This is a genomic window from Vibrio harveyi (assembly GCF_030060435.1).
Lineage (GTDB): Bacteria > Pseudomonadota > Gammaproteobacteria > Enterobacterales > Vibrionaceae > Vibrio > Vibrio harveyi.
In genome coordinates this window covers 2,323,154-2,347,540 of sequence record NZ_CP125875.1, presented here as the reverse complement: position 1 = coordinate 2,347,540, position 24,387 = coordinate 2,323,154, and the positions used below count along the sequence as shown (strand labels likewise).

General features: G+C 46.0%; 20 protein-coding genes and 21 tRNA genes. 2 read left to right on the top strand and 39 right to left on the bottom strand.

Features of this window, described 5'->3' with window-relative positions; all coding sequences use genetic code 11:
* Positions 1-37: 37 nt before the first annotated feature.
* The 12 genes from lipA to leuS all read right to left on the bottom strand — a co-directional run bounded on the left by lipA (position 38) and on the right by leuS (position 12,608).
* The gene (gene lipA, locus QMY49_RS11230; protein WP_005447535.1) at positions 38-1,003 is read right to left on the bottom strand and encodes a lipoyl synthase; all 966 of its coding nucleotides are present in this window, start codon (positions 1,001-1,003) and stop codon (positions 38-40) included.
* On the bottom strand, positions 1,000-1,662 hold the full coding sequence (lipB, locus tag QMY49_RS11225) for a lipoyl(octanoyl) transferase LipB (protein WP_005447534.1): 663 nt from the start codon (positions 1,660-1,662) through the stop codon (positions 1,000-1,002). The genes lipA and lipB overlap by 4 nt, the downstream gene beginning before the upstream one ends.
* 176 nt (positions 1,663-1,838) lie before the next feature.
* A complete protein-coding gene (gene ybeD / locus QMY49_RS11220) occupies positions 1,839-2,117 on the bottom strand; it encodes a DUF493 family protein YbeD (protein ID WP_005384135.1) in 279 nt (92 codons plus the stop codon).
* Between the two features lie 126 nt (positions 2,118-2,243).
* Positions 2,244-3,422 (bottom strand): serine hydrolase, encoded by a 1,179-nt coding sequence (locus QMY49_RS11215; RefSeq protein ID WP_005447533.1) that lies wholly within the window; start codon positions 3,420-3,422, stop codon positions 2,244-2,246.
* A 92-nt stretch (positions 3,423-3,514) separates the two neighbouring features.
* Positions 3,515-4,318, bottom strand: coding sequence for a septal ring lytic transglycosylase RlpA family protein (locus QMY49_RS11210; RefSeq protein WP_009697737.1), 804 nt, complete (start codon positions 4,316-4,318; stop codon positions 3,515-3,517).
* 3 nt (positions 4,319-4,321) lie between these two features.
* Positions 4,322-5,443, bottom strand: a complete 1,122-nt coding sequence (gene rodA / locus QMY49_RS11205) for a rod shape-determining protein RodA (protein WP_005447521.1) — start codon at positions 5,441-5,443, stop codon at positions 4,322-4,324.
* Complete coding sequence (mrdA, locus tag QMY49_RS11200; protein WP_005447519.1) at positions 5,443-7,368, bottom strand: penicillin-binding protein 2; 1,926 nt, start codon at positions 7,366-7,368, stop codon at positions 5,443-5,445. The genes rodA and mrdA overlap by 1 nt, the downstream gene beginning before the upstream one ends.
* A gap of 29 nt (positions 7,369-7,397) precedes the next feature.
* On the bottom strand, positions 7,398-7,868 hold the full coding sequence (gene rlmH, locus QMY49_RS11195) for a 23S rRNA (pseudouridine(1915)-N(3))-methyltransferase RlmH (RefSeq protein ID WP_005447517.1): 471 nt from the start codon (positions 7,866-7,868) through the stop codon (positions 7,398-7,400).
* A gap of 4 nt (positions 7,869-7,872) precedes the next feature.
* Positions 7,873-8,190 carry a ribosome silencing factor gene (gene rsfS, locus QMY49_RS11190; RefSeq protein ID WP_009697738.1) on the bottom strand — a complete coding sequence of 106 codons (318 nt, stop codon included), beginning with the start codon at positions 8,188-8,190 and terminating at the stop codon, positions 7,873-7,875.
* A 90-nt stretch (positions 8,191-8,280) separates the two neighbouring features.
* Entirely contained in the window at positions 8,281-9,300 is a 1,020-nt protein-coding gene (holA, locus tag QMY49_RS11185; RefSeq protein WP_005447513.1) for a DNA polymerase III subunit delta, read from the bottom strand.
* A 5-nt stretch (positions 9,301-9,305) separates the two neighbouring features.
* Positions 9,306-9,863, bottom strand: a complete 558-nt coding sequence (locus tag QMY49_RS11180; protein ID WP_009697740.1) for an LPS-assembly lipoprotein LptE — start codon at positions 9,861-9,863, stop codon at positions 9,306-9,308.
* A 171-nt stretch (positions 9,864-10,034) separates the two neighbouring features.
* Positions 10,035-12,608, bottom strand: coding sequence for a leucine--tRNA ligase (leuS, locus tag QMY49_RS11175; RefSeq protein ID WP_009697741.1), 2,574 nt, complete (start codon positions 12,606-12,608; stop codon positions 10,035-10,037).
* A gap of 155 nt (positions 12,609-12,763) precedes the next feature.
* Between leuS and QMY49_RS11170 the strand changes: the two genes are divergently transcribed.
* Positions 12,764-13,234, top strand: a complete 471-nt coding sequence (locus QMY49_RS11170; RefSeq protein WP_005447499.1) for a zinc ribbon-containing protein — start codon at positions 12,764-12,766, stop codon at positions 13,232-13,234.
* Between the two features lie 51 nt (positions 13,235-13,285).
* Here QMY49_RS11170 and lnt read toward each other — a convergent pair whose 3' ends face one another.
* The 5 genes from lnt to miaB form a co-directional block, all read right to left on the bottom strand.
* A complete protein-coding gene (gene lnt / locus QMY49_RS11165) occupies positions 13,286-14,806 on the bottom strand; it encodes an apolipoprotein N-acyltransferase (RefSeq protein WP_017818929.1) in 1,521 nt (506 codons plus the stop codon).
* Positions 14,807-14,843: 37 nt separating this feature from the next.
* Positions 14,844-15,743, bottom strand: a complete 900-nt coding sequence (gene corC, locus QMY49_RS11160; RefSeq protein ID WP_005425551.1) for a CNNM family magnesium/cobalt transport protein CorC — start codon at positions 15,741-15,743, stop codon at positions 14,844-14,846.
* 106 nt (positions 15,744-15,849) lie between these two features.
* A complete protein-coding gene (gene ybeY / locus QMY49_RS11155) occupies positions 15,850-16,314 on the bottom strand; it encodes an rRNA maturation RNase YbeY (protein WP_005425552.1) in 465 nt (154 codons plus the stop codon).
* Positions 16,315-16,316: 2 nt separating this feature from the next.
* Positions 16,317-17,414 carry a PhoH family protein gene (locus tag QMY49_RS11150; protein ID WP_005447495.1) on the bottom strand — a complete coding sequence of 366 codons (1,098 nt, stop codon included), beginning with the start codon at positions 17,412-17,414 and terminating at the stop codon, positions 16,317-16,319.
* Positions 17,415-17,487: 73 nt separating this feature from the next.
* On the bottom strand, positions 17,488-18,912 hold the full coding sequence (miaB, locus tag QMY49_RS11145) for a tRNA (N6-isopentenyl adenosine(37)-C2)-methylthiotransferase MiaB (protein ID WP_005438595.1): 1,425 nt from the start codon (positions 18,910-18,912) through the stop codon (positions 17,488-17,490).
* A gap of 258 nt (positions 18,913-19,170) precedes the next feature.
* On the opposite strand from miaB, the gene QMY49_RS11140 reads away from it, so the two are divergent.
* Positions 19,171-20,346, top strand: coding sequence for a 2-octaprenyl-3-methyl-6-methoxy-1,4-benzoquinol hydroxylase (locus tag QMY49_RS11140; RefSeq protein WP_283311516.1), 1,176 nt, complete (start codon positions 19,171-19,173; stop codon positions 20,344-20,346).
* Positions 20,347-20,506: 160 nt separating this feature from the next.
* Here QMY49_RS11140 and QMY49_RS11135 read toward each other — a convergent pair.
* The 22 genes from QMY49_RS11135 to ychF form a co-directional block, all read right to left on the bottom strand.
* Positions 20,507-20,591, bottom strand: a tRNA-Leu gene (locus tag QMY49_RS11135).
* Positions 20,592-20,645: 54 nt separating this feature from the next.
* A tRNA-Gln gene (locus QMY49_RS11130) sits at positions 20,646-20,720 on the bottom strand.
* 46 nt (positions 20,721-20,766) lie between these two features.
* A tRNA-Leu gene (locus tag QMY49_RS11125) sits at positions 20,767-20,851 on the bottom strand.
* A gap of 21 nt (positions 20,852-20,872) precedes the next feature.
* Positions 20,873-20,957 (bottom strand) — tRNA-Leu (locus QMY49_RS11120).
* A gap of 18 nt (positions 20,958-20,975) precedes the next feature.
* A tRNA-Met gene (locus tag QMY49_RS11115) sits at positions 20,976-21,052 on the bottom strand.
* Positions 21,053-21,075: 23 nt separating this feature from the next.
* Positions 21,076-21,160: transfer RNA gene (locus QMY49_RS11110), tRNA-Leu, on the bottom strand.
* Positions 21,161-21,213: 53 nt separating this feature from the next.
* Positions 21,214-21,288 (bottom strand) — tRNA-Gln (locus tag QMY49_RS11105).
* Between the two features lie 31 nt (positions 21,289-21,319).
* Positions 21,320-21,404, bottom strand: a tRNA-Leu gene (locus QMY49_RS11100).
* Between the two features lie 33 nt (positions 21,405-21,437).
* Positions 21,438-21,512: transfer RNA gene (locus QMY49_RS11095), tRNA-Gln, on the bottom strand.
* 40 nt (positions 21,513-21,552) lie between these two features.
* A tRNA-Leu gene (locus QMY49_RS11090) sits at positions 21,553-21,637 on the bottom strand.
* Between the two features lie 52 nt (positions 21,638-21,689).
* Positions 21,690-21,766 (bottom strand) — tRNA-Met (locus QMY49_RS11085).
* 24 nt (positions 21,767-21,790) lie between these two features.
* Positions 21,791-21,875 (bottom strand) — tRNA-Leu (locus QMY49_RS11080).
* A 70-nt stretch (positions 21,876-21,945) separates the two neighbouring features.
* Positions 21,946-22,020: transfer RNA gene (locus QMY49_RS11075), tRNA-Gln, on the bottom strand.
* Between the two features lie 30 nt (positions 22,021-22,050).
* Positions 22,051-22,135, bottom strand: a tRNA-Leu gene (locus QMY49_RS11070).
* A 33-nt stretch (positions 22,136-22,168) separates the two neighbouring features.
* Positions 22,169-22,243: transfer RNA gene (locus QMY49_RS11065), tRNA-Gln, on the bottom strand.
* Between the two features lie 31 nt (positions 22,244-22,274).
* A tRNA-Leu gene (locus QMY49_RS11060) sits at positions 22,275-22,359 on the bottom strand.
* A gap of 25 nt (positions 22,360-22,384) precedes the next feature.
* Positions 22,385-22,469: transfer RNA gene (locus QMY49_RS11055), tRNA-Leu, on the bottom strand.
* A gap of 72 nt (positions 22,470-22,541) precedes the next feature.
* A tRNA-Met gene (locus tag QMY49_RS11050) sits at positions 22,542-22,618 on the bottom strand.
* A 79-nt stretch (positions 22,619-22,697) separates the two neighbouring features.
* Positions 22,698-22,772 (bottom strand) — tRNA-Gln (locus QMY49_RS11045).
* Positions 22,773-22,803: 31 nt separating this feature from the next.
* Positions 22,804-22,888, bottom strand: a tRNA-Leu gene (locus QMY49_RS11040).
* Between the two features lie 39 nt (positions 22,889-22,927).
* Positions 22,928-23,004, bottom strand: a tRNA-Met gene (locus QMY49_RS11035).
* A 285-nt stretch (positions 23,005-23,289) separates the two neighbouring features.
* Positions 23,290-24,381 carry a redox-regulated ATPase YchF gene (gene ychF, locus QMY49_RS11030; RefSeq protein ID WP_005449255.1) on the bottom strand — a complete coding sequence of 364 codons (1,092 nt, stop codon included), beginning with the start codon at positions 24,379-24,381 and terminating at the stop codon, positions 23,290-23,292.
* Between the last annotated feature and the right edge of the window lie 6 nt (positions 24,382-24,387).

Below are 24,387 nucleotides of genomic sequence, written 5' to 3'. Positions count from 1 at the left end.
ACAGAGCCAACCTTTTCTTATCAAAACAAGCGAGAGCTTATTTCACTTCAATACCTTGAGCCTGCATATCAGCATGGTAAGAAGAGCGAACAAATGGACCACACGCCGCGTGGGTGAAGCCAAGTTCTAGTGCGATCTCTTTTAGCTCGTCAAACTCTGAAGGTGGAACGTAACGTTCTACTGGCAAGTGGTGACGGCTTGGTGCTAGGTACTGACCAAGTGTCAGCATAGTTACACCATGTGCACGAAGATCTTTTAGTACTTCGACGATCTCTTCTTTGGTTTCACCAAGACCCATCATTAGACCTGATTTCGTCGGTACATTTGGATGCTGCTCTTTGAATTTTTGCAGCAATTGCAATGACCACTTGTAGTTCGCGCCTGGGCGAGCTTTACGGTAAAGACGAGGGGCGGTTTCTAGGTTGTGGTTGAAGACATCTGGCGGGTTGTCTTTCATAAGATCAAGTGCCACGTCCATACGACCACGGAAGTCAGGAACCAGAGTTTCAATCTTGATGTGCGGGTTTAGTTCGCGAATTTCGCGGTTACAGTTAGCAAAATGCTCTGCACCACCATCACGCAAATCATCACGGTCAACAGAAGTGATTACAACGTACTTCAGTTTCATGTCTGCGATGGTTTTCGCAAGTTTCTTTGGTTCTTCAGCTTCAACAGCAAGAGGACGACCATGGGCAACGTCACAGAAAGGACAACGGCGAGTACAGATCGCACCAAGGATCATGAAAGTTGCCGTACCGTGGTTAAAACACTCAGCTAGGTTAGGGCAAGACGCTTCTTCACATACAGAGTGAAGGTTGTTCTTACGCATTGCTGATTTGATGTCTTGAATACGTTGGCTGTCGGCTGGTAGCTTGATCTTCATCCAATCAGGCTTACGTAGCACTTCTTTCTGCTCTGTTGGCATGTTCTTTACGGGAATCAATGCCATCTTGTCGGCGTCGCGGTATTTAACGCCTTTTTCCATCTGGATTGGTTTGCTCATGCTTTGTTACCTTGAGAAGGTGCTTCTGTGCTGAAATCTACTTGCTCGTAATCAAGCAAAGTAACGAGTTCTTGTATTAGTTGTTTTTCCACGGCTTCGATGTCTTCAGGACCGCCAACTTGGCTGACTTGAACCATCTCCATTCCTTCGTAGCCACATGGGTTAATACGTAAAAAAGGACCTAAGTCCATATTAACGTTCAACGCTAGACCGTGGAATGAGCACCCTTTTCGAATGCGAAGTCCGAGAGAACATATTTTTTTACCGCCGACATAAACGCCAGGGGCATCAGGTCGTGCAGCAGAATCGATATTGTATGCCTTAAGAGTGTTAATAACGAGGTTCTCGATGTGCGTAACGAGATCTCGCACTCCTAATTTTTTGCGACGTAGGTTGATCAAGAAGTACGCGACTAATTGACCCGGACCATGATAAGTCACCTGACCGCCACGATCGCTTTGAACAACAGGAATATCTCCGGTATTAATCAGGTGCTCGGCTTTACCTGCCTGACCTTGAGTGAATACTGGGTTATGTTCTACCAACCAAACTTCATCAGGCGTGTCGTCTGTGCGTTGGTCAGTGAACTCATGCATCGCCTTCCATACAGGCTCATAATCTTGGCGTCCAAGTCGTTTCACAACAAGTTGGTGTTGCATGGGAATTCCTGTCGATAATATATAAAGTTTTTGGATTATAAACCGGATAACCCTGATGCTCTACAGCTGAGTAACAGATTTTTAACTGAAAGTTCGAGTGGTTTGTATTATCTGTATGATAAATAAAAAGAAAGCAGCCGAAGCTGCTTTCAAAAAAAATTTAATTTATCAAAAAATTATAGAACCATGCGTACGATGTCGATTTCACCCAGTTCTTTGTATAGGGTTTCAACTTGCTCGATAGACGTTGCAGTGATGTTGATAGACACCGAGTGGTAGTTGCCCTTAGCACTTGGTTTTACTGTTGGGCTGTAGTCACCTGGAGCATGGCGCTGGATAACTTCTAGAACTAGCTCTGGAAGCTCAGGCTTTGCATGACCCATTACCTTGTAAGTAAATGAACAAGGGAACTCAAGCAGGTCTTTCAATTTTGCATCAGAGTTGATGGTTAGCATATCGGTAACTCCAGTTGGTATTCGTTGCGGTGCGAAATAGTACAGTCAAATTAGGGTGAACTCAAGATTAACAAAGCCGCCCTAGTTGGCGGCTTTGTAGACTTGTTTGTTGGTCAGAAGCGACTGTTAGAAGAAGCTCTTAAACAACAATACGATGTAGTCCCACATGCGGCTAAATAGGCTGCCTTGGTCTACTGTTTCCAGTGCCATTAGTGGGTACTCAGCAATATCTTCACCATCAATTTGATAGTATAGCTTACCAACTACATCACCTTTCTTAATTGGGGCTTCAAGTTCTTTTTCAAGTACGAAGCTTGCTTTTAGGTTCTTTGCTTCGCCGCGAGGTAGGGTTACGTAGGTATCTTGATCAAGACCCAGAGCAATGGTGTCTTTGTTACCCATCCAGATTTTTTCTTCTACGAAAGTTTCACCCGCTTTATGAGGTGCCACTGTTTCGAAGAAACGGAAACCGTAGCTCAGAAGCTTTTTACTTTCTGATTTACGTGCATTCGCATCTTTTGTTCCCATCACAACCGCAACTAGGCGCATTTGACCTTCTGTTGCAGAGCTTACTAGGCTATAACCAGCATTGCTTGTGTGACCCGTTTTGATACCGTCAACATTCATGCTCTTATCCCACAGTAGACCGTTACGGTTGTACTGAGTGATGCCGTTGTAAGTGAATTTCTTTTGAGAGTAAATACGGTACTCGTCTGGTACGTCACGGATCAGTGCTTTACCAAGCAGTGCCATATCGTAAGGTGTTGAGTATAGGTTAGGGTTGTCTAGACCGTGAACGTTCGCAAAGTGCGTGTTCGTCATACCGATCGTATCCGCCCAAGCATTCATTAGATCAACGAATGCATCTTCTGAACCAGCAATGTGTTCAGCCATTGCCACACACGCATCGTTACCAGATTGGATGATGATGCCACGGTTCAGGTCTTTTACTTTTACCGTCGTGCCAACTTCAATGAACATTTTTGAAGAGTCAGGGAAGTTTTTCGCCCAAGCATTCTTACTGATGGTTACATCATCGTCTTCTGAAATATTACCACGCGCTAGCTCTTGGCCAATTACGTAGCTGGTCATCATTTTTGTCAGACTAGCAGGAGACAATTTTGTGTTCATCTCTTTCTCAGCCAGAACTTTACCTGAGTTGTAATCCATAAGTACGTAGCCTTTGGCTGCGATTTGAGGAGCATCTGGGACAACAACTGGTGAAGCAAAAGCAGATTGAGCGATGGTTGCTGATAGTGCAACCGAAGAAACGAGAATAGATTTCACAAACTTATTTTTATTCATGGTAATTCAAATTTTTTGGTTAACTGTCGACATCTTAACAGAATCCCCACTTATGTAAGAGGGGCTCTGCATAGAAAATCATGACACCAAGGTCATTTGCCAGTTTTGTGTTTTTTAATAAATGCGGACGAATAGCCGAGCAACTTTACTTTATCCAGTGTGGCTTGCGTCAGAGAATAGTCAGTATATGGACCTAACAACAAGCGATACGAACCTTCCGTGGACTCCAAGAAAGTTTCCGTATCCAGCTTTTGACCAAGCTCTTGGCCTAAAGTTCGCGCTCGATCTTCATATTTTGAAGAAGCAACCTGAATGACGTACTTAGGATGGGCCGCTAACGACTTTTCATCGGTCGGTTTATCCACCATGATGACTTCGATCTCTACGTTCGCCGTCCCAGTTTTCACTACGTCAAGCTTGTAAGCTGCCGCGTAGCTCAAATCAATGATGCGACCCTCATGGAAAGGACCTCGGTCGTTAACTCGCACAACCGTGGATTTACCATTGTCGGTATTGGTGACTTTCACGTAGCTCGGTAATGGCAGCGTTTTGTGCGCAGCAGTCATCGAGTACATGTCGTAAATCTCGCCATTTGAAGTTAAATGACCTTGGAATTTCTTGCCGTACCAAGAGGCACGACCTTTTTCCGTAAAGCCTTTTGCATCACGAACGATTTTGTAGTCTGAACCTCGAAGGTTGTAATCGCTGTTACCACCTAAGCTGTATGGTTCGTATTTTGGGTGCGCATCCTCAATGTGCTCGACTGATAATGGCTTTTCTGGAGCTACATCAGATTCAAGTTCATAACGTCCTTCCTGCGTTTTTTGATCGGTGGATGAACAACCCGCCAAAATCAAAGCAGAAAAAACTAAGGAATATAAAGCGCGTTTTTGCATGGTCTAGGTCGCCTTAGAGAATGCTTTTCGGTGTGTATGGATCGACATAAGAATGCCAAAACCAGCCATCAGTGTCACCATTGAAGTACCACCATAACTGATCAACGGTAAAGGTACGCCTACTACAGGTAGGATGCCACTTACCATGCCGATATTTACAAAAATATACACGAAGAAGCTGAGTACAATACTGCCCGCCATCATTCGACCAAACGCTGTTTGTGCTTGGCTTGCGAGGTAGAGACCTCGACCGATAATAAATAGGTAGATGGCTAATAGGCAAAGGAAGCCAATCATACCCCATTCCTCAGCGATTACTGCAAAGATAAAGTCAGTGTGTCGCTCTGGAAGAAATTCTAATTGAGATTGTGTACCTTGCAGCCAACCTTTGCCTGAAATACCACCAGAGCCGATTGCAATCTTACTTTGGATAATATGATAGCCGGCACCAAGAGGGTCTGACTCTGGATTAAATAGAGTGCGCACACGTACCTTTTGGTATTCGCGCATCAGGAAGAACCACAAAATAGGAATAAAACCACCCAGAGCAATGGCGGCAGCGGCAATGATTTTCCAACTAATACCCGCAAGGAAGATAACGAAAATACCAGAAGCGGCGATCAGAATTGAAGTACCAAGGTCTGGCTGTTTTGCAATAAGAATGGTTGGTAGACAAACCATGATTAGTGCAACAATGAGCGTTTTGAACGTCGGAGGAAGTGGTTGACGACCGATGTAGCGCGCCACCATTAAAGGTACGGCAAGCTTAAGGAGCTCTGAGGGCTGGAAACGAACAAAACCAAGATTGAGCCAGCGTTGGGCGCCTTTGGAGGCTTCACCAAAGAAGAGCACGCCAAACAACAGAATAACGCCACCAACAAACATTAATGGAGCAAGGCTCTCATAGGTTCTGGGCGAGATCTGTGCCAATACGATCATGACAACCAGTGACAGCACCATGCGCATTGCTTGACGATCCATCATCGCCAAACTTTGACCACTGGCACTGTACATGATGACAAGACCAAAGCCCATCAACGCAAAGATGCCGAGTAACAACGGCAAGTCGATATGGAAGCGTTCAAACAGAGCACGGTTTTTGCCTGTAGAGGGATCCATTTTCATCACTGCGCTACCTCTTTCTTCGCATTGTTTTGTTCTTCATCTGACTCGATTTTTTCAGGACCAAGGATGACACGGTCGAAGATCTTTCTCACAACAGGCGCGCCGTTACTCGAACCACCACCTGCGTTTTCCAGTACCACTGATACGACGACTTTTGGATCATCGAATGGCGCAAAACCGGTAAACAACGCGTGGTCACGTAAGTGTTCTGCGACTTCATCTGCGTTGTACTCTTCGTCTTCTGCAAGACCAAATACCTGAGCGGTCCCTGACTTACCACCAGTTTGGTAATCCATATTATAGAAAGAGCGACGAGCAGTACCTTTTGGGCCGTGGTTAACCAAACGCATGCCTTCCTTCGCCATATTCCAGTATTTGTCTGGCACATTTTGGATAGGAGGGTAGGTTTCGTATTCAGAGCTTTCTTGCTCCTCAAAGTCGCCACCGTTGTCGATGGTTGCTTTTAGCAAGTGAGGTGCTGTTACAGCGCCTTCGTTAACCAATACTGAGGTCGCTTTCGCTATCTGCATTGGTGTTGCTGTCCAGTAACCTTGCCCAATACCAACAGGGATAGTGTCGCCCTTGTACCAAGGTGTTTTATGACGAGCCATTTTCCATTCACGAGTTGGCATATTTGCCTTACTTTCTTCGTAAATGTCGATGCCCGTATAATCGCCAAAACCAAACATCATCATCCAATTCGATAGGCGATCAATGCCCATGTCGTAGGCAATTTGGTAGAAGAAGGTATCGACGGATTCTTCAATTGATTTGATGATGTCGACGCGACCATGACCCCAACGTAGCCAGTCACGGAATGGACGAGTATCTGAATTTGGAATTCGCCAGTAACCAGGATCGTTTCGGGTGGTTTTCGGTGTCACAACACCTTCTTCCAGAGCCGCTACAGCAATGAAGGGTTTGATGGTTGAAGCTGGTGGGTAAATGCCAAGCGTTGTGCGGTTCACCAATGGACGGTTTTTATCGTTTAATAGTGCTCGGTATGCTTTACCTGAGATCCCGTGTACGAACGCATTTGGATCGTAGCTTGGGCTAGAAACCATAGCCAATACACCATTGTCTCGAGGGTCGAGCACTACCGCGCTACCACGACGTCCATCTAATAACTGATGCACATAGAGCTGTAGGTTGATATCGAGGTTTAAGACGATGTCTTTACCTGGCACAGGTGGAACGTATTTCAAAGTACGAATGACACGTCCGCGGCTGTTTACTTCCACTTCTTGGTAACCCGCCGTACCGTGCAATAGGTCCTCGTAGTACTTCTCGATACCTAACTTACCGATGTCACGAGTTGCTTGGTAGTTGGCGTCTTTTTCTTCGCGCACTAAGCGCTGCATGTCGCGGTCGTTAATACGAGAAACATAGCCAATCACATGGGTCAGTACTTCGCTGAATGGGTAGTAACGCTTTAGCGTAGCGCTAATCTCAACGCCCGGGAAACGGTATTGATTGACAGAGAAAACCGCAACTTGGTTTTCATCCAATTGAGTCAACAACGGAACTGACTTGAAGCGACGAGTACGCTTACGCTCACGTTGGAAGCGTTCGATTTGCTCTGGTGTGATTTCAAGGATGGTTTGTAGCTCTTTGATGGTGCCGTCAATGTCTTTGATTTTTTCTGGGGTCAGTTCCAGGTTAAAGACGGGGCGGTTTTCAGCGAGCAGAACACCATTGCGGTCGTAGATCAAACCACGGTTTGGTGCAATAGGAACCACTTTAATGCGGTTGTCATTAGAACGGGTTTTATAGTCTTGGAACTGGTTTACCTGAATGTTGTACATGTTGGCAACCAGCAAGCCCATCAAAATTACGATACCTATAAATGCAACAATAGCGCGACTAGAAAATAGACGCGCTTCTGCTTGGTAATCTCGAATTTGACTGCGGCGTTTACGAATCATTAACGCTTGTCTCTACAGCTAAGTAGCGATTATTCGCGGTGGTAAGGGTGGTTAGCAGTAATGCTCCACGCTCGGTATAAACTCTCTGCCATCACGATACGCACAAGTGGGTGTGGTAGTGTCAGTGCTGACAGTGACCAACTTTGATCTGCTGCGGCTTTACAAGCTGGCGCTAAGCCTTCAGGACCACCGATTAGGATCGACACGTCACGACCATCTAGTTTCCATGCTTCTAGCTGTTCTGCTAGCTGTGGGGTATCCCACTTTTTCCCTGGAATATCGAGAGTGACGATACGCGCACCTTTAGGTACCGCAGCCAACATCGCTTCGCCTTCTTTTTGTAAGATGCGTGCGATGTCTGCATTTTTGCCACGTTTACCCGCAGGGATTTCAACCAACTCAAGTGGCATATCATGTGGGAAGCGACGACGGTATTCTTGAAAACCTTCTTCGACCCATTTTGGCATTTTGGTGCCAACGGCAATTAGTTGAATTTTCAAAAGATTAACCCCAGAGTTTTTCTAGTTGGTATAGCTCGCGATGCTCTTCTTGCATCACATGAAGCATTGCGTCGCCCATGTCTAGGACAACCCATTCACCTTCATTTTCGCCTTCCATACCTAGTGGCTCTAGACCAGCTTTCTTCACTTCAGATGCAACGTGATCAGCGATAGATGAAACGTGACGTTTCGACGTGCCAGTACAAATGATCATGTAATCTGTCACGCTTGATTTGCCTTCAACATTCAGAATAACAATCTCTTCCGCTTTCATGTCGTCGGCTTTATCGGCTAAAAAGTCTTTAAGTTCTTCGCGAAGCACTCGGTTTTCCTCGGTATTTTCTTTTTTGTCTGTGGGCGTTTTAATCTCGTTGAGTTAAAACTGGTCGCGCACTATATCACGCTTTGAAAGCTAAATTGCCAGCTTAATATCAGGAGAGCAGGTTTCTAGGCTCAATTGATGGATAGTTGGCCACACAGATTCATCGTATTGGGTTTTGGCTTTTATCTCAGCATGTGTGAGCAAGGATAAAAGGGCACAAATTCTTGAGGCTGACAGGCGAGTCAGCGCAGCATTATAGAATGGGCGTTTATTTTGCCACACTCGATGCTTTTCAAACACCTGACTCATGCCCATTTGGGTAAGGTCTCGATGCATATTAAGTAATTGGTTGAACTCTTTCTGTACACTGCGGATAAGGATAACAGTCTCTGTGCCTTCAGCTTCAAGCTGGCGCAAAATGCGTTGTGCTCGGTTGGCTTTCCCAGCAAGGAGAGCGTCAATCCAATGGAAAGTCGTAAAGTGGTTGTGTCGGCTCAAGGCTTCTTCAAGACGCACAACCGTCAGTTCGCCATCTGGGTAGAGTAAAGCGAGCTTCTCTAAGCTTTGTGAGAGCGCGAACAAGTTCCCTTCATGCCACTGTGCCAACATTTGCAGTGATTGCTGATCTGCTTTTAGCCCTAATGTGCGGCAACGAGCCTGTACGAACATCGGCAAACGTTGCAGATCTGGTGTTTGGCAGCTTACCCAATCACCTTTTGCACTCAGCGCTTTAAACCATTTTGCGTTTTCTTGGGCTTTTGTCAGTTTACTGCCCACGATCACCAGCATAATGTCGTCGTGTAGCATTTCACATAGGGTTTGCAGTTCTTTACTAACTGTTGTCGTTACGCCGCTTTCTGGTAGCTCAAGTTCAATTAGTTGGCGACTGGAAAATAGGCTTAGTGCTTGGAAACAATCATATACTTGGTTCCAATCTAAACTAGCGTCAACCGCGAAACGGTGTCTTTCTTCAAAACCTTGCTGGTGCGCCATTGTTTGGATCGCTTGGCGACTTTCTTGAATCAGCAGAGGTTCATTACCAAAAATCAGGTAAACCTGTTTGATGTGTTTCGCTAGATGGTCAGCCAGCTTGTCGGCAAAAATTCGCATTCTGATTAAGAGTTAGTGTTCGTAGAGTTAGTCTTCATCACATCAGGGGTAGGTTGACCTTGTTCGTATTCCGCACGAACTCGACCTAGCTGACGCATCATTTGACTCGCCGCTTGTTGACGCATTTCGTCTTCAATAACGTCACGTTCTACCGACTTCGCCAATGCTGTTAATGGGTTATCAAGGTAGTTGCGGTTTACGGTTGTTTTGAAGTCTTTTGCACCGAAACCAGGAATAGTCACACGGTACTTCACTACGTAAGTCAGTTCTTTCTCTGCCGCACGACTGTTTTGGTACAGCGATAGTGTACGTTCGTCGATAGTCGCTTCGATCAGGTGCAGGTTTGGTGTACTTGAAGATGGTTGTACTAAATCTACTTTGTTCAATTCAAGTTGAGCGCGAATATAACGCGTCAATGGGCTGTATTCATCGTAGCTAGTGAAAGACATGGTATGCAGTTCTTCCGGAACCGAGTATTCGCCACGAAGGTGGAAACCACAGGCAGAAAGAAGCCCCGCTAATACCAATACCACTGGTAGTTTAATCAAAGAGAAAAAGCGCATTGATTGTATTCATCCTAAATTGAAGGGGTTATTTACCTTAAACCACTCAGCATGAATGGCTTGAGGTAAATAAACAGGGTAGCGAACTACCCTGTTTAATGACTCTTTACAGGCGAATAAGTTCGCTCTGCTTTGAGTTATTGCTAACTACGTATCGTTTGTCGTGAAAGACTAGTTAGCAACGATGTTCAACAGTTTACCTGGTACGTAAATTACTTTACGGATTGTTAGACCATCTGTGAACTTAGTAACGTTTTCGTCATTTAGACCAAGCTCTTCAACTTGTTCTTTCGTTGCGTCAGCCGCTACAGTCAGTTTCGCACGCAGTTTACCGTTAACTTGAACAACGATAGTCTTCTCGTCTTCAACAAGTGCTTTCTCATCGAACGTTGGCCATACAGCATTGTCGATGTCTGCTTCACCTAGCGCAGCCCATAGTTCGTATGAGATGTGCGGAGTGATTGGGTAAAGCATTGCAACAACAGCTTTTAGAGCCTCATCAAGGATTGCACGATCTTGCGCAGATTCTTGAGGCGCTTTCGCTAGCTTGTTCATCAGTTCCATGATTGCAGCGATTGCTGTGTTGAACGTTTGACGACGAGCAATATCATCAGTCACTTTCGCGATAGTTTTGTGAACGTCACGACGAAGAGCTTTTTGGTCACCAGAAAGTGCTGCTGCATCTACTGCTTCTGCTGCACCTTTTGATGTGTGCTCGTTTACTAGTTTCCAAACACGTTTCAGGAAGCGGTTAGCACCTTCTACGCCAGACTCTTGCCACTCAAGTGTCATGTCTGCTGGAGACGCGAACATCATGAATAGACGTACTGTGTCTGCGCCGTACTTGTCTACCATCTCTTGAGGGTCAATACCGTTGTTCTTAGACTTAGACATTTTGATCATGCCTGAGTGTTCAACGTTGCGACCTTCGTTATCCGTTGCAGAAGTGATGCGACCTTTACCGTCACGTTCAACTTTAACGTCAGTTGGTGCAACCCACTCTTTACCGCCTTTCTCGTTCTCGAAGTAGAACGCGTCCGCTAGTACCATGCCTTGACACAGTAGTTGCTTGAACGGCTCGTCAGACGTTACGTAGCCAGCATCACGCAGCAGTTTGTGGAAGAAGCGAGAGTACAGTAGGTGCATACAAGCGTGCTCGATACCACCGATGTACTGGTCTACTGGTAGCCAGTAGTTTGCTTTTTCTGGATCTAGGATGTCATCAGCTTGTGGTGAACAGTAACGAGCGTAGTACCAAGAAGACTCCATGAACGTATCGAATGTATCTGTCTCACGTAGAGCAGGTTCGCCGTTAAAGGTTGTCTTTGCCCACTCTTTGTCTGCTTTAATTGGGCTAGTAACGCCATCCATTACTACGTCTTCTGGAAGAATAACAGGTAGCTGGTCAGCGGGTACTGGGTGAACTTCACCGTCTTCAGTGGTTACCATTGGGATTGGTGCACCCCAGTAACGTTGGCGAGATACACCCCAGTCACGTAGACGGAAGTTAACTGTCTTAGTGCCTTTGCCTTCTGCTTCTAGCTTCGCTGCAATTGCATCGAATGCCGCTTGGAATTCTAGACCGTCGAATTCACCTGAATCGAACAGTACACCTTTCTCAGTGTATGCCGCTTCAGAGATGTCTAGCTCGCTGCCATCAACCGGCTTGATAACAGGCACGATGTCTAGACCGTACTTAGTTGCGAACTCGAAGTCACGTTGGTCGTGTGCAGGTACTGCCATTACAGCGCCTGTACCGTAGTCCATCAGTACGAAGTTTGCTACGTAAACAGGAACTTCACGACCGTTCAATGGGTGAATAGCAGTAAGGCCCGTCGCCATACCTTTCTTCTCCATTGTCGCCAGTTCAGCTTCTGCTACTTTGGTGTTCTTACACTCTTCGATGAACGCAGCAAGTTCTGGGTTGTTCTCAGCCGCGATAGTCGCTAGAGGGTGACCTGCAGCGATACCAACGTAAGTGACGCCCATTAGCGTGTCTGGACGTGTTGTGTAAACTTCTAGGTCTTGTTGACCCTTGACTTCAAACTTGAGCTCAACACCTTCAGAACGGCCGATCCAGTTGCGCTGCATGGTTTTCACCATTTCTGGCCAACCTTCAAGTTTGTCTAGATCGTCCAGCAACTCTTGAGCGTATTCTGTGATCTTGATGAACCACTGAGGAATTTCTTTTTGCTCTACTGGAGTGTCACAACGCCAGCAGCAGCCATCTTCAACCTGCTCGTTCGCAAGAACAGTTTGGTCGTTTGGACACCAGTTAACAGAAGAAGTCTTTTTGTAAACCAGACCTTTCTCGTAAAGCTTAGTGAAGAACTCTTGTTCCCAACGGTAGTACTCAGGTGTACATGTTGCGAATTCACGGTTCCAATCGTAACCAAAGCCAAGAAGCTTAAGTTGGTTCTTCATGTATTCGATGTTTTCGTAAGTCCATGGTGCAGGCGCCGTGTTGTTTTTCACTGCTGCGTTTTCTGCAGGTAGACCAAATGCGTCCCAACCGATTGGTTGCATTACGTTTTTGCCTTGTAGGCGTTGGAAACGAGATACTACGTCACCGATGGTGTAGTTGCGCACGTGACCCATGTGCAGTCGACCACTTGGGTATGGGAACATGGATAGACAGTAGAATTTTTCTTTATTTGGGTCTTCACTTACAACAAAGGTCTTGTTGTCATCCCAGTGCTTTTGAACTTTCTGTTCAAGGTCTTGTGGATTGTATTGTTCTTGCATCGATGGTATCCGGTTATCTTGGAATTTGTGAGTTCGGTTAGAACAGACTTAAATAGATCGTCATAGAATACCTAAAGCTAGGGATCACAACAATAGCCAATCTGTACCCATACGCCTTGAAATGGTGCTTGGTAGTAGAAAGATGGAGGTCAGTTATGCCTAAACGTAAAGCAGGTTATGAGGAAATGCTCGAGGATGTGATTGAAACCTTGAAGCACAGTCCGGATGAAGTTAACAAAGTATTCGAAACGTCGGGCAAAGTGGTGGATGCTGCCAACGACATGACCAAAGACGAACTCTCACTGATATCAGCTTATGTCAAAGCCGATTTAAAAGAGTTTTCTGATAGCTATGAAGAAGGTAAGAGTGGACCCTTCTATCTCACAATTGCCGATTCCGTTTGGCAAGGTTTGCTCGAAATTACAGACCGAACCAAAGTGGAGTGGGTTGAACTGTTTGATGATTTAGAACATCAAGGTCTTTATGAGGCGGGAGAGGTGATTGGACTTGGCACATTGGTCTGCGATGAATGTGGTCATAAGACGACATATAACCATCCAACTGTGATCATTCCATGCATTAAGTGCAATCATACTGGCTTTAGTCGTCAGTCTCTCAAGCCATAAGAACAGCATTAACAAACGTAAAAAAAAGAGGCCTAAGAGCCTCTTTTTCACTTATGACTTTTTCTTCCTTGATAACCACCAAGCCAACATCAAACTTAATCCAGCCCAAATATACAGAGGCCAAGTGCCGACGATGCGATACGGAGTTTGACCATCGGTAGGAACAAGTTCTGCGCGAAGCACTGCGGTTTCAAATTGAGGGATTTGTTCAATCACCTTACCTTTATGATCGGTCACTGCGGTTACGCCATTGTTGGTCGAGCGAATAAGTGGCTTACCCAGCTCTAGAGCACGCATTCGAGCGATTTCCATGTGCTGTAGTGGACCAATTGAATGACCGAACCAAGCGTCGTTAGAAAGCGTTAGAATGAAATCAGTATCGTCGGTCACGTTCTGACGAACTTGTTCGCTGAAGATGATTTCATAACACAGTGCAGGATCCATGTGCTTTCCATTCGCCACGATGTTTGGCTGAATAAAATCGCCACGGCTGAAGGAAGACATTGGCAAGTTGAAGAATGGTGCAAGTGGGCGCAATACGTCTTCAAACGGCACGAACTCACCAAACGGAAGTAAGTGGTGCTTGTGGTAGCGCTTGTCCATATCAAAGCTGTAATCACCGTATGGATTTACACCCAGCGATAAAATGCTGTTGTAGAATTGACCGTCTTTTCCTTGGTTTACCACACCCGTAATAATGGCGCTGTTGTTCATTTTCGCCGCAGTATCGATGTTTCTCAAGAACGACGGAACTTCAATTTCAAATGCAGGAATGGCAGCCTCTGGCCATACGATGATGTCAGCATCCCAGTTCTCACGAGTGAGGTCTGCGTATTTCATGATGGTTGGCCAGCGTTGGCTCGGTAGCCATTTTAGGTTCTGGTCAACGTTACCTTGGATCAGCGCTACTTTGGTTGTGTCTTCAATGCGAGGAGTTACCCAATCGTATTGGCGAATACCAAAGCCTGCACTTAACAGTACCGCAGGGATGATGATCATTAACCATTGCTTGTGAATCCAAGCATACGCCAATGCACCAGCACTGATCATGATGAACAGTGTTAGTAGTTCTACACCACCGATGGGTGCAAAGCTGGCAAATGGTGCGTCAATTTGACTGTAGCCAAGCCATAGCCAAGGGAAACCTGTCATAACCCAGCCACGTAGCCAGTCGGTCACTAGCCATAACGCAGGAGCAGCAAGCAATGCTTTGCTTAGGGTAAATTCAGGGAAAAACTTGTTAGTGAGCCACGCAAATAAACCTGTGTATATGGATAGGTAGGCGATTAACAAGCCCATGAGGAATAGGTTTGCAATCAGCGGCATGCCGCCAAAGCCTGCAATGCTAACGTAAACCCAGCTTACTCCTGTCGCAAATTGCCCTAAACCCCATGAATAACCGATCCAAAGCGCACGCCTAGGTGATTGGTCTGCAAGAAGAATAAGTAGGATAGCAGGGCTAAGTATGGCAAGCGGCCATAGCTGATAAGGAGCAAATGCTAGGGTAGTGGAGGCGCCAACAAAAGCGGCCACTAAGGGCCGCTTGAGGCGATGAAAGAGTACATTCATCATTTTATTTTTCTGATATTCCCGATGTTAGGGTATCGCGTTACTCTTGAGTGGCTTCAACCAGCTTTTCTTCGTCTGGAATCGTCACTTGAAGTTGAATGACACGACGGTTGTCGGCTGCCGTTACTTTGAAGCTGTATGCTTCAATATCCACGACTTCGCCACGCGATGGTAGGTGACCAAAAGCAGTCATTACCATGCCGCCAACGGTATCCACTTCTTCATCACTGAAGTTGGTACCGAATGTCTCATTAAACTCTTCAATGGTTGTCAGAGCTCTGACAGCAAACGTGTGTTTGCTCAGCTTACGGATATCGGTTTCTTCATCATCATCGAACTCATCTTCAATATCCCCTACGATTTCTTCAAGGATATCTTCGATAGTTACAAGACCAGAAACACCGCCGAATTCATCGACAACAATCGCCATGTGATAACGTTCTTCACGGAATTCTTTTAGCAGGCGGTCTACACGTTTACTTTCCGGTACTACGACTGCTGGTCGAATCACTTCTTCGATATCAAATGGGTTACTGCCTGAGCCCAAGTATTTGAGTAAGTCCTTCGCTAGTAGAATGCCTTCCACATGGTCTTTATCTTCGCTGATCACAGGGTAGCGAGAGTGTTGAGCATCAGTGATCAGTGCGATCAAAGTATCAAGATCGTCTGTGCGCTCAACAGTAACCATTTGCGAACGCGGGATCATGATGTCACGCACGCGCATTTCGGAGATTTCCATTACACCTTCAAGCATGTCGCGGGTGTCGTGGTCAATCAGGTCATTGATTTCAGAGTCGCGGATCACATCCACAAGCTCTTGGCGGTCTTTTGGTTCGCCTTGAAATAGTTGACCTAGACGTTCAAAGAAGGACTTTCTACTCGGACCTTCTGCCTTTTCTTTCTTGCCTTCATTAGAAGAGGGAGAATTATCTTCGTTCATTGTTTCTCAATTAAGTAACGCTATCAGATGTGTGATAGCTCACATAGAAAGACGAGTACGAGATGGTTATCTGGGTAGTTCGCCTTTCCCTGTCGAGCAACCAAAGCTACTCTTTTTCAGCAATATATGGGTCTTCATAACCCATACCTTGCATGATTTCTGTCTCGAGGGATTCCATCTCTTCAGCTTCATCATCCTCGATATGGTCATAACCTAGCAGATGCAAGCTGCCATGTACAACCATATGCGCCCAATGTGCTAGTAGAGGCTTGTTCTGCTCTACTGCCTCTTTTTCAACGACTTGGCGACAGATAATCAAATCGCCCAGTAGGTCCATTTCCATACCCGGTGGTACTTCGAATGGGAAAGATAGCACGTTGGTCGGCTTGTCTTTACCACGGTATTCGTGGTTTAGCTCGTGACTTTCTTGCTCGTCGACAATACGAATCGTCAGTTCCGCTTGTGGTTGGAAAAGAGGAATGGTCTTATCTAGCCACAATTGGAAATCTTGCTCAGAAGGTAAGCCTTCTTCATTTTCGACTGCCAGTTGCAAATCAAGTTCAATTGCCATGGTTATTCCTTAGTTGCCGCGACTTGTGCGCTCAGTTCTGCTTTTGCTGCTTCTAGCAATTTGGCATCACGCTCTTCACGACGGCGTTTTTCGAACTCTTTACGTTCTTTCTGGTCTTGCGCTTCCCACTTCTCATAAGCGTTAACGATACGAGCAACCACTGGGTGGCGCACTACGTCGTCAGCTTGGAAGAAGTTAAAGCTGATGTCGTCAACTTCGCTCAGTACCTCAATGGCATGACGAAGACCTGATTTCGCGCCGCGAGGTAAGTCAATCTGTGTGACGTCACCAGTGATAACCGCACGAGAGTTGAAGCCAATTCGCGTTAGGAACATCTTCATCTGCTCGACGGTGGTGTTTTGGCTCTCATCAAGAATGATGAAGGCGTCGTTTAGAGTACGACCACGCATGTAAGCAAGAGGTGCTACCTCAATCACGTTACGTTCAATCAGCTTTTCTACGCGCTCAAAGCCCAGCATTTCAAATAGGGCATCGTAGAGAGGGCGTAGGTATGGGTCGACTTTCTGGCTCAAATCACCAGGTAGGAAGCCCAGTTTCTCGCCCGCTTCAACCGCAGGACGAGTTAATAGAATGCGACGGATCTCTTGGCGCTCTAGTGCGTCAACGGCTGCTGCAACCGCGAGGTAAGTTTTACCTGTGCCAGCAGGACCGATACCGAAAGTGATATCGTGCGTCACCATGTTCATCAGGTATTGACCCTGATTTGGTGTACGAGGCTTGATCACGCCTTTTTTCGTTTTAACAAAGACCTCTTTACCGTGTTCGAAATGTGACTCGGTGTTTTGCTCCAGTACACCTGATTCTTTGATTGCCAGATGGATCTGCTCTGGTTCGATATCAGGCGTTTCGCCGCGGACAGGAGCGGTGTCTACGTAAAGGGTTTTCAGGATATCCAGCGCAGCAGCTGCGGTATGAGGTTTACCGACAATGGTGAAAAGGTCGCTACGGTGGTTAATTTCAACGCCTAGACGACGTTCTAAATGCTTGATGTTGTCATCGAATGGACCGCACAGGCTTGCTAGTCGGCGGTTGTCTGAAGGTTCTAGATTGATTTCTAGCGTTACGATTTTATTGCTCAATGTTGCCTCTCATTTTATGCCACTTAACGAGAGCCTGATAACGACCAGGCTCTCAATGGCTATTTGTACGAGCTTATGGCGTAAAAGTAGCTACACCTAGCTCATCTTCGCGACGTGTTTTCGCCATCATTTGCGTTGGTGAAATCACACTACGAAGGTCCATGTCTTTTTCAGTACGTACTAGCTCACCACGTAGCGAGTTAGCAAATACATCCGTAATCTTCACGTCAACGAACTGACCGATTAGGTCTGCGCTACCTTCAAAGTTTACTACACGGTTGTTTTCTGTACGAGCGCGAAGCTCCATTAGGTTCTTCTTAGAAGGACCTTCAACCAGAACGCGTTGCTCAGTACCAAGCATTAAACGAGAGTAGCGCATTGCTTGTGCATTTACGGTTTGTTGTAGCTCGTATAGACGCTCTTTCTTCACTTGCTCTGATAGGTCACAAGGGTAATCTGCCGCTGGCGTACCTGGACGTGGAGAGAAGATGAAGCTGAAGCTCATGTCAAAGTCTACGTCTTTGATTAGCTTCATTGTGTCTTGGAAATCTTTGTCTGTTTCACCAGGGAAACCAACGATAAAGTCTGAACTGATTTGGATATCAGGACGTGCTTTACGCAGTTTACGGATGATCGACTTGTACTCAATCCCAGTGTGAGGACGTTTCATCATAGTCAGCACTCGGTCACTACCGCTTTGTACTGGTAGGTGAAGGAAGCTCACTAGCTCAGGTGTGTCTTCGTATACTGCGATGATGTCGTCAGTAAACTCTAATGGGTGGCTTGTTGTAAAGCGGATACGATCAATACCATCGATAGACGCAACCAAACGAAGCAGTTCTGCAAATGAACAGATTTCACCGTCGTGCATAGGACCACGGTACGCGTTTACGTTTTGACCTAGTAGGTTTACTTCACGTACGCCTTGATCTGCTAGCTGTGCGATTTCGAACAGTACGTCATCCATTGGACGGCTTACTTCTTCACCACGAGTGTACGGTACTACACAGTAAGTACAGTACTTAGAACAGCCTTCCATAATAGAAACGAATGCCGTTGCACCTTCAGCACGAGGTTCAGGTAGACGGTCGAACTTTTCGATTTCTGGGAATGAAATGTCCATTACTGGTGCTTCATCCGATTGAGATTGTTTGATCATCTCAGGAAGACGGTGAAGAGTTTGTGGACCAAAAATTACATCAACGTATGGAGCACGCTGACGGATGTGGTCACCTTCTTGAGTTGCTACACAACCACCTACGCCGATAACTACGCCAGGCTTTTTATCTTTTAGTGTCTTCCAACGACCAAGCTGGTGGAAAACTTTCTCTTGCGCTTTTTCACGGATCGAACAGGTGTTAAGTAGAAGTACGTCTGCTTCCTCTGGCTCTTCGGTCAGCTCATAGCCGTTTGCAGCATTAAGCAGGTCGGCCATTTTTGATGAATCGTATTCGTTCATCTGGCAGCCCCAGGTTTTAATTAGCAGTTTCTTACTCATCTCACTTTCGCTCGTTCAGTTGTACTTAAATCGGAGAGCTATTGCTCAAATTATAGCCGCCATCTCGGCGGTAAGCGGCGTATTGTACTGCTTTAAAAAGCACCTGACTAGTGATCTGACGAATTCTCTGCAAACCCTGATGAAATCTAGTTTTTTGCCCTATATACAGCAAGGTTTTTTGTTAAACAATTTTGTAAAAATAGCCATGGAACGTACAATTAAAAAACGCCAATTAATCAATATGATGAAGAGCAAAAAATGAACAAGTATGACATCGCCGTAATCGGTGGCGGCATGGTCGGGGCAGCGGTGGCTGTTGGGTTTGCCAAGCAAGGCAGAAGCGTTGTAATGGTAGAAGGCGCAGAGCCAAAGGCGTTTGAGGCTTCTCAAGCGTTGGATATTCGCGTTTCCGCGATTTCTCATCAGTCGGTGAAGCTACTTGATTCATTAGGTGCATGGTCCGCGATTGAAAGCATGCGTGTGTGCCCTTATCGTCGTTTGGAAACGTGGGAACATCCTGAGTGCCGTACTCGTTTTCACTCTGATGAACTGTCATTGGAGCAGTTAGGATACATTGTTGAAAACCGCCTAATCCAACTGGGGCTTTGGCAAACTTTCGCACAATACGACAACTTAACGGTGATGTGCCCAGAGCGATTGAAAGATATTCAATTTGCCGAAGTAAACCGTGTAACGCTAGAAAGTGGCGAGCAGTTTGAAGCTAGCTGGGTGATTGGCGCTGATGGCGCGAACTCGAAAGTTCGTCAATTGGCGGGTATTGGCGTAACCGCATGGGATTACCGTCAACACTGCATGTTGATCAACGTAAAAACCGAACTTCCTCAACAAGACATCACTTGGCAGCAATTTACTCCCTCAGGTCCACGTTCGTTCTTGCCGTTATGCTCACTAACTGAGGATGGTAAAGAAGTCGGGCAGGGGTCGCTGGTGTGGTATGACTCGCCAAAACGCATTAAACAATTGTGTGCGATGACGAAACCTCAGTTAAAAGAGGAGATCCTACGTCATTTCCCTGCTGAGTTAGGCGATATTGAAGTTTTACAATTTGGCTCATTCCCACTCACTCGTCGCCATGCCCAAAGCTATTCAAACAAGAATTGCGTGTTAGTGGGGGATTCTGCTCATACAATCAACCCACTTGCAGGGCAAGGTGTGAATCTCGGCTTCAAAGATGTTGATGTTCTGCTTTCGGTTACCAATCAGCAAGAGCAACTTAATGATGCTTTGCTCGCCAAGTATGAGCGCGCCCGTCGACCAGATAACTTATTAATGCAAACGGGCATGGATGTGTTCTACAAAGGCTTTAGTAATGATTTAGGTCCATTGAAGTTCGCTCGTAATGCAGCATTGAAGCTGGCGGAAAACTCAGGACCGATCAAAGCGCAAGTATTGAAGTATGCGCTAGGCATGTAAAAGACTTCTGATCACATAGAAAGCGGTCGATAGGAAAGCAATAGATAGAAAAAAAGCGAGCCATGAGCTCGCTTTTTTAATTCGATAAATCAGAGATCTACCGAGTCCAGAATTAGAAAAAAGAAAAAACCCAGCAAACTAATGCTGGGTTTCTTAAGAATGGTGCGGAAGGAGAGACTTGAACTCTCACACCTTGCGGCGCCAGAACCTAAATCTGGTGCGTCTACCAATTCCGCCACTTCCGCAACTTATTCTGTAGTTATCAAGGTAATTGGTAAAACCTCAACAACGTTGTGTAATGGCAGGGCTACCTGGATTCGAACCAGGGAATGGCGGCATCAAAAGCCGCTGCCTTACCGCTTGGCGATAGCCCTACAAGTCTTAGCCTTTCAACTAAGTGCTTTCCGATAAAGGAAAGTATGGTGCGGAAAGAGAGACTTGAACTCTCACACCTTGCGGCGCCAGAACCTAAATCTGGTGCGTCTACCAATTCCGCCATTTCCGCAAAGTATAGATTATTTTTAGATGGTGCGGAAGGAGAGACTTGAACTCTCACACCTTGCGGCGCCAGAACCTAAATCTGGTGCGTCTACCAATTCCGCCACTTCCGCATCTAAAATCTATATTAATGGTGGCTACGACGGGATTCGAACCTGTGACCCCATCATTATGAGTGATGTGCTCTAACCAGCTGAGCTACGTAGCCATTCTATATTCTTTAATCAAGTATGGTGCGGAAGGAGAGACTTGAACTCTCACACCTTGCGGCGCCAGAACCTAAATCTGGTGCGTCTACCAATTCCGCCACTTCCGCAACTTGATCTGTAGTTATTGATGTAATTGGTAAAACATCAATAGCATTGAATATGGCAGGTCTACCTGGATTCGAACCAGGGAATGGCGGCATCAAAAGCCGCTGCCTTACCGCTTGGCGATAGACCTACGGGCGATAGTCCTAAGACATATCAAATAATGGTGCGGAAGGAGAGACTTGAACTCTCACACCTTGCGGCGCCAGAACCTAAATCTGGTGCGTCTACCAATTCCGCCACTTCCGCATAATTACTGAGTAAACTCAATAATCAAAATAGTGGCAGGTCTACCTGGATTCGAACCAGGGAATGGCGGCATCAAAAGCCGCTGCCTTACCGCTTGGCGATAGACCTGCAGGCGATAGTCATAAAGACTAATCAAGTTAGAAAAGCATGGTGCGGAAGGAGAGACTTGAACTCTCACACCTTGCGGCGCCAGAACCTAAATCTGGTGCGTCTACCAATTCCGCCACTTCCGCAACTTTTCTGTCGTCATAAAGGTAATTGGTAAAACCTAAACAACGAAATAAATGGTGGCTACGACGGGATTCGAACCTGTGACCCCATCATTATGAGTGATGTGCTCTAACCAGCTGAGCTACGTAGCCAACACAATATTCTTTAAATCAAGATGGTGCGGAAGGAGAGACTTGAACTCTCACACCTTGCGGCGCCAGAACCTAAATCTGGTGCGTCTACCAATTCCGCCACTTCCGCAACTTGATTTGTCGTTACTGATATAATTGGTAAAACATCAATAACATTCCTATGTTTCAAGGAAGAATAATGGCAGGTCTACCTGGATTCGAACCAGGGAATGGCGGCATCAAAAGCCGCTGCCTTACCGCTTGGCGATAGACCTACAGCGCTCTAATAAAAGAGACTTTAATAATGGTGCGGAAGGAGAGACTTGAACTCTCACACCTTGCGGCGCCAGAACCTAAATCTGGTGCGTCTACCAATTCCGCCACTTCCGCATAATTACTGAGTAAACTCAATAATCAAAATAGTGGCAGGTCTACCTGGATTCGAACCAGGGAATGGCGGCATCAAAAGCCGCTGCCTTACCGCTTGGCGATAGACCTGCAGGCAATAGTCAAAAGACTATTCAATATATGGTGCGGAAAGAGAGACTTGAACTCTCACACCTTGCGGCGCCAGAACCTAAATCTGGTGCGTCTACCAATTCCGCCATTTCCGCATATGTTGTTTAGAGCATTTCAAGATGGTGCGGAAGGAGAGACTTGAACTCTCACACCTTGCGGCGCCAGAACCTAAATCTGGTGCGTCTACCAATTCCGCCACTTCCGCATCTTGAACTCTATAAGCTATCAGTTAATTGGTAAAAACTAACAACTAAATTTTGTCTTTCAAAAGAAAGAATGGTGGCTACGACGGGATTCGAACCTGTGACCCCATCATTATGAGTGATGTGCTCTAACCAGCTGAGCTACGTAGCCATCTTTTTGAGCGAGACAATATAAACCTTCACGCTCTAAGTGACAACCCTTTTTGTCAAAGGAATCCCACTTTAAATAATGGCAGGTCTACCTGGATTCGAACCAGGGAATGGCGGCATCAAAAGCCGCTGCCTTACCGCTTGGCGATAGACCTGCAGACAGTAGTCGTAAAACTACTTAAAACATGGTGCGGAAGGAGAGACTTGAACTCTCACACCTTGCGGCGCCAGAACCTAAATCTGGTGCGTCTACCAATTCCGCCACTTCCGCATCTATTCCTAATTGCTCTTAAAAAAGAACCTTTAGGAATGGTGGCTACGACGGGATTCGAACCTGTGACCCCATCATTATGAGTGATGTGCTCTAACCAGCTGAGCTACGTAGCCAAAACCATGTTTTCTCGTTCTCGTCGCTAAGTTGCCTTGTCGTCGGGAACGGCGCGCATTATGCGAAGTTGAGTGAGATCCGTCAACAGTTTTTTTCAATAAATCCTGCAAAATCCATCGTTCGCTTCCTTTTTAAACAAAGAGGCGCGTTTATGATCTAAAACTGGAAATAAAATGGCTTGCATTAAGGGACTTAATTTCTTGTTGTTTTAGAAAGGTATAAAAAAAGCCAGCGCTATGGCCGGCTTTTTATGTAAATGAAGTGTTTAGAATTCATTCACTTAATTATACGTTGAAGCGGAAGTGTACAACATCACCATCTTTAACGATGTATTCTTTACCTTCTAGACGCCATTTACCTGCGTCTTTCGCGCCGCTTTCACCGTTGAATTGGATGAAATCGTCGTAACCAACAACTTCAGCACGGATAAAGCCTTTTTCGAAGTCTGTGTGGATCTTCGCTGCCGCTTTTGGTGCCGTAGCGCCAACAGGGATAGTCCATGCACGAACTTCTTTCACGCCAGCTGTGAAGTAAGTTTGTAGGTTCAGTAGTTCGTAACCTGCGCGGATAACGCGGTTTAGACCTGGTTCTTCGATACCTAGGTCTGCTAGGAACTCTTCACGCTCGTCATCTTCTAGCTCAGCCATTTCTGATTCGATAGCTGCACATACAGGAACAACAACGTTGTTTTCTTTTGCTGCAAACTCACGTACTGCATCTAGGTATGCGTTGTCTTCAAAACCATCTTCGTTCACGTTAGCGATGTACATTGTTGGCTTTAGCGTTAGGAAGTTTAGGTAGCCAATTGCTGCTAGCTCTTCTTTTGCAAGATCAACAGTACGCGCCATGCCACCTTCTGTTAGTACAGGAAGCAGTTTTTCTAGAACCGTCAGTTCGAATTTCGCGTCTTTGTCACCGCCTTTTGCTTTCTTAGCGTTACGCTGGATAGCGCGTTCACAAGAATCAAGGTCAGCCATTGCTAGTTCAAGGTTGATAACTTCAATATCTTCGATTGGAGATACTTTACCTGCAACGTGAACGATGTTGTCGTTTTCGAAACAACGTACAACGTGGCCGATTGCGTCAGTTTCACGGATGTTCGCTAGGAATTTGTTACCTAGACCTTCACCACGAGATGCGCCCGCAACTAGACCAGCGATGTCTACGAATTCCATTGTGGTAGGTAGAACTTTCTGTGGGTTAACGATCTTTGCTAGAGCATCTAGACGTAGATCTGGCACAGGAACCACACCAGTGTTTGGTTCAATGGTACAGAACGGGAAGTTTGCTGCTTCAATACCCGCTTTAGTTAGTGCGTTAAACAGAGTTGATTTACCAACGTTAGGTAGACCAACGATGCCACATTTAAAACCCATGATAGT

What these genes read in the sequence shown, in the direction of transcription:
- rodA (WP_005447521.1), bottom strand. Translation starts at nt 5,443, where the DNA reads ATGAAAATGGATCCCTCTACAGGCAAAAACCGTGCTCTGTTTGAACGC.
- lipB (WP_005447534.1), bottom strand. Translation starts at nt 1,662, where the DNA reads ATGCAACACCAACTTGTTGTGAAACGACTTGGACGCCAAGATTATGAG.
- mrdA (WP_005447519.1), bottom strand. Translation starts at nt 7,368, where the DNA reads ATGATTCGTAAACGCCGCAGTCAAATTCGAGATTACCAAGCAGAAGCG.
- lnt (WP_017818929.1), bottom strand. Translation starts at nt 14,806, where the DNA reads ATGATGAATGTACTCTTTCATCGCCTCAAGCGGCCCTTAGTGGCCGCT.
- QMY49_RS11180 (WP_009697740.1), bottom strand. Translation starts at nt 9,863, where the DNA reads ATGCGCTTTTTCTCTTTGATTAAACTACCAGTGGTATTGGTATTAGCG.
- QMY49_RS11170 (WP_005447499.1), top strand. Translation starts at nt 12,764, where the DNA reads ATGCCTAAACGTAAAGCAGGTTATGAGGAAATGCTCGAGGATGTGATT.
- QMY49_RS11215 (WP_005447533.1), bottom strand. Translation starts at nt 3,422, where the DNA reads ATGAATAAAAATAAGTTTGTGAAATCTATTCTCGTTTCTTCGGTTGCA.
- lipA (WP_005447535.1), bottom strand. Translation starts at nt 1,003, where the DNA reads ATGAGCAAACCAATCCAGATGGAAAAAGGCGTTAAATACCGCGACGCC.
- ychF (WP_005449255.1), bottom strand. Translation starts at nt 24,381, where the DNA reads ATGGGTTTTAAATGTGGCATCGTTGGTCTACCTAACGTTGGTAAATCA.
- QMY49_RS11210 (WP_009697737.1), bottom strand. Translation starts at nt 4,318, where the DNA reads ATGCAAAAACGCGCTTTATATTCCTTAGTTTTTTCTGCTTTGATTTTG.
- holA (WP_005447513.1), bottom strand. Translation starts at nt 9,300, where the DNA reads ATGCGAATTTTTGCCGACAAGCTGGCTGACCATCTAGCGAAACACATC.
- ybeD (WP_005384135.1), bottom strand. Translation starts at nt 2,117, where the DNA reads ATGCTAACCATCAACTCTGATGCAAAATTGAAAGACCTGCTTGAGTTC.
- miaB (WP_005438595.1), bottom strand. Translation starts at nt 18,912, where the DNA reads ATGAGTAAGAAACTGCTAATTAAAACCTGGGGCTGCCAGATGAACGAA.
- corC (WP_005425551.1), bottom strand. Translation starts at nt 15,743, where the DNA reads ATGAACGAAGATAATTCTCCCTCTTCTAATGAAGGCAAGAAAGAAAAG.
- leuS (WP_009697741.1), bottom strand. Translation starts at nt 12,608, where the DNA reads ATGCAAGAACAATACAATCCACAAGACCTTGAACAGAAAGTTCAAAAG.
- QMY49_RS11140 (WP_283311516.1), top strand. Translation starts at nt 19,171, where the DNA reads ATGAACAAGTATGACATCGCCGTAATCGGTGGCGGCATGGTCGGGGCA.
- ybeY (WP_005425552.1), bottom strand. Translation starts at nt 16,314, where the DNA reads ATGGCAATTGAACTTGATTTGCAACTGGCAGTCGAAAATGAAGAAGGC.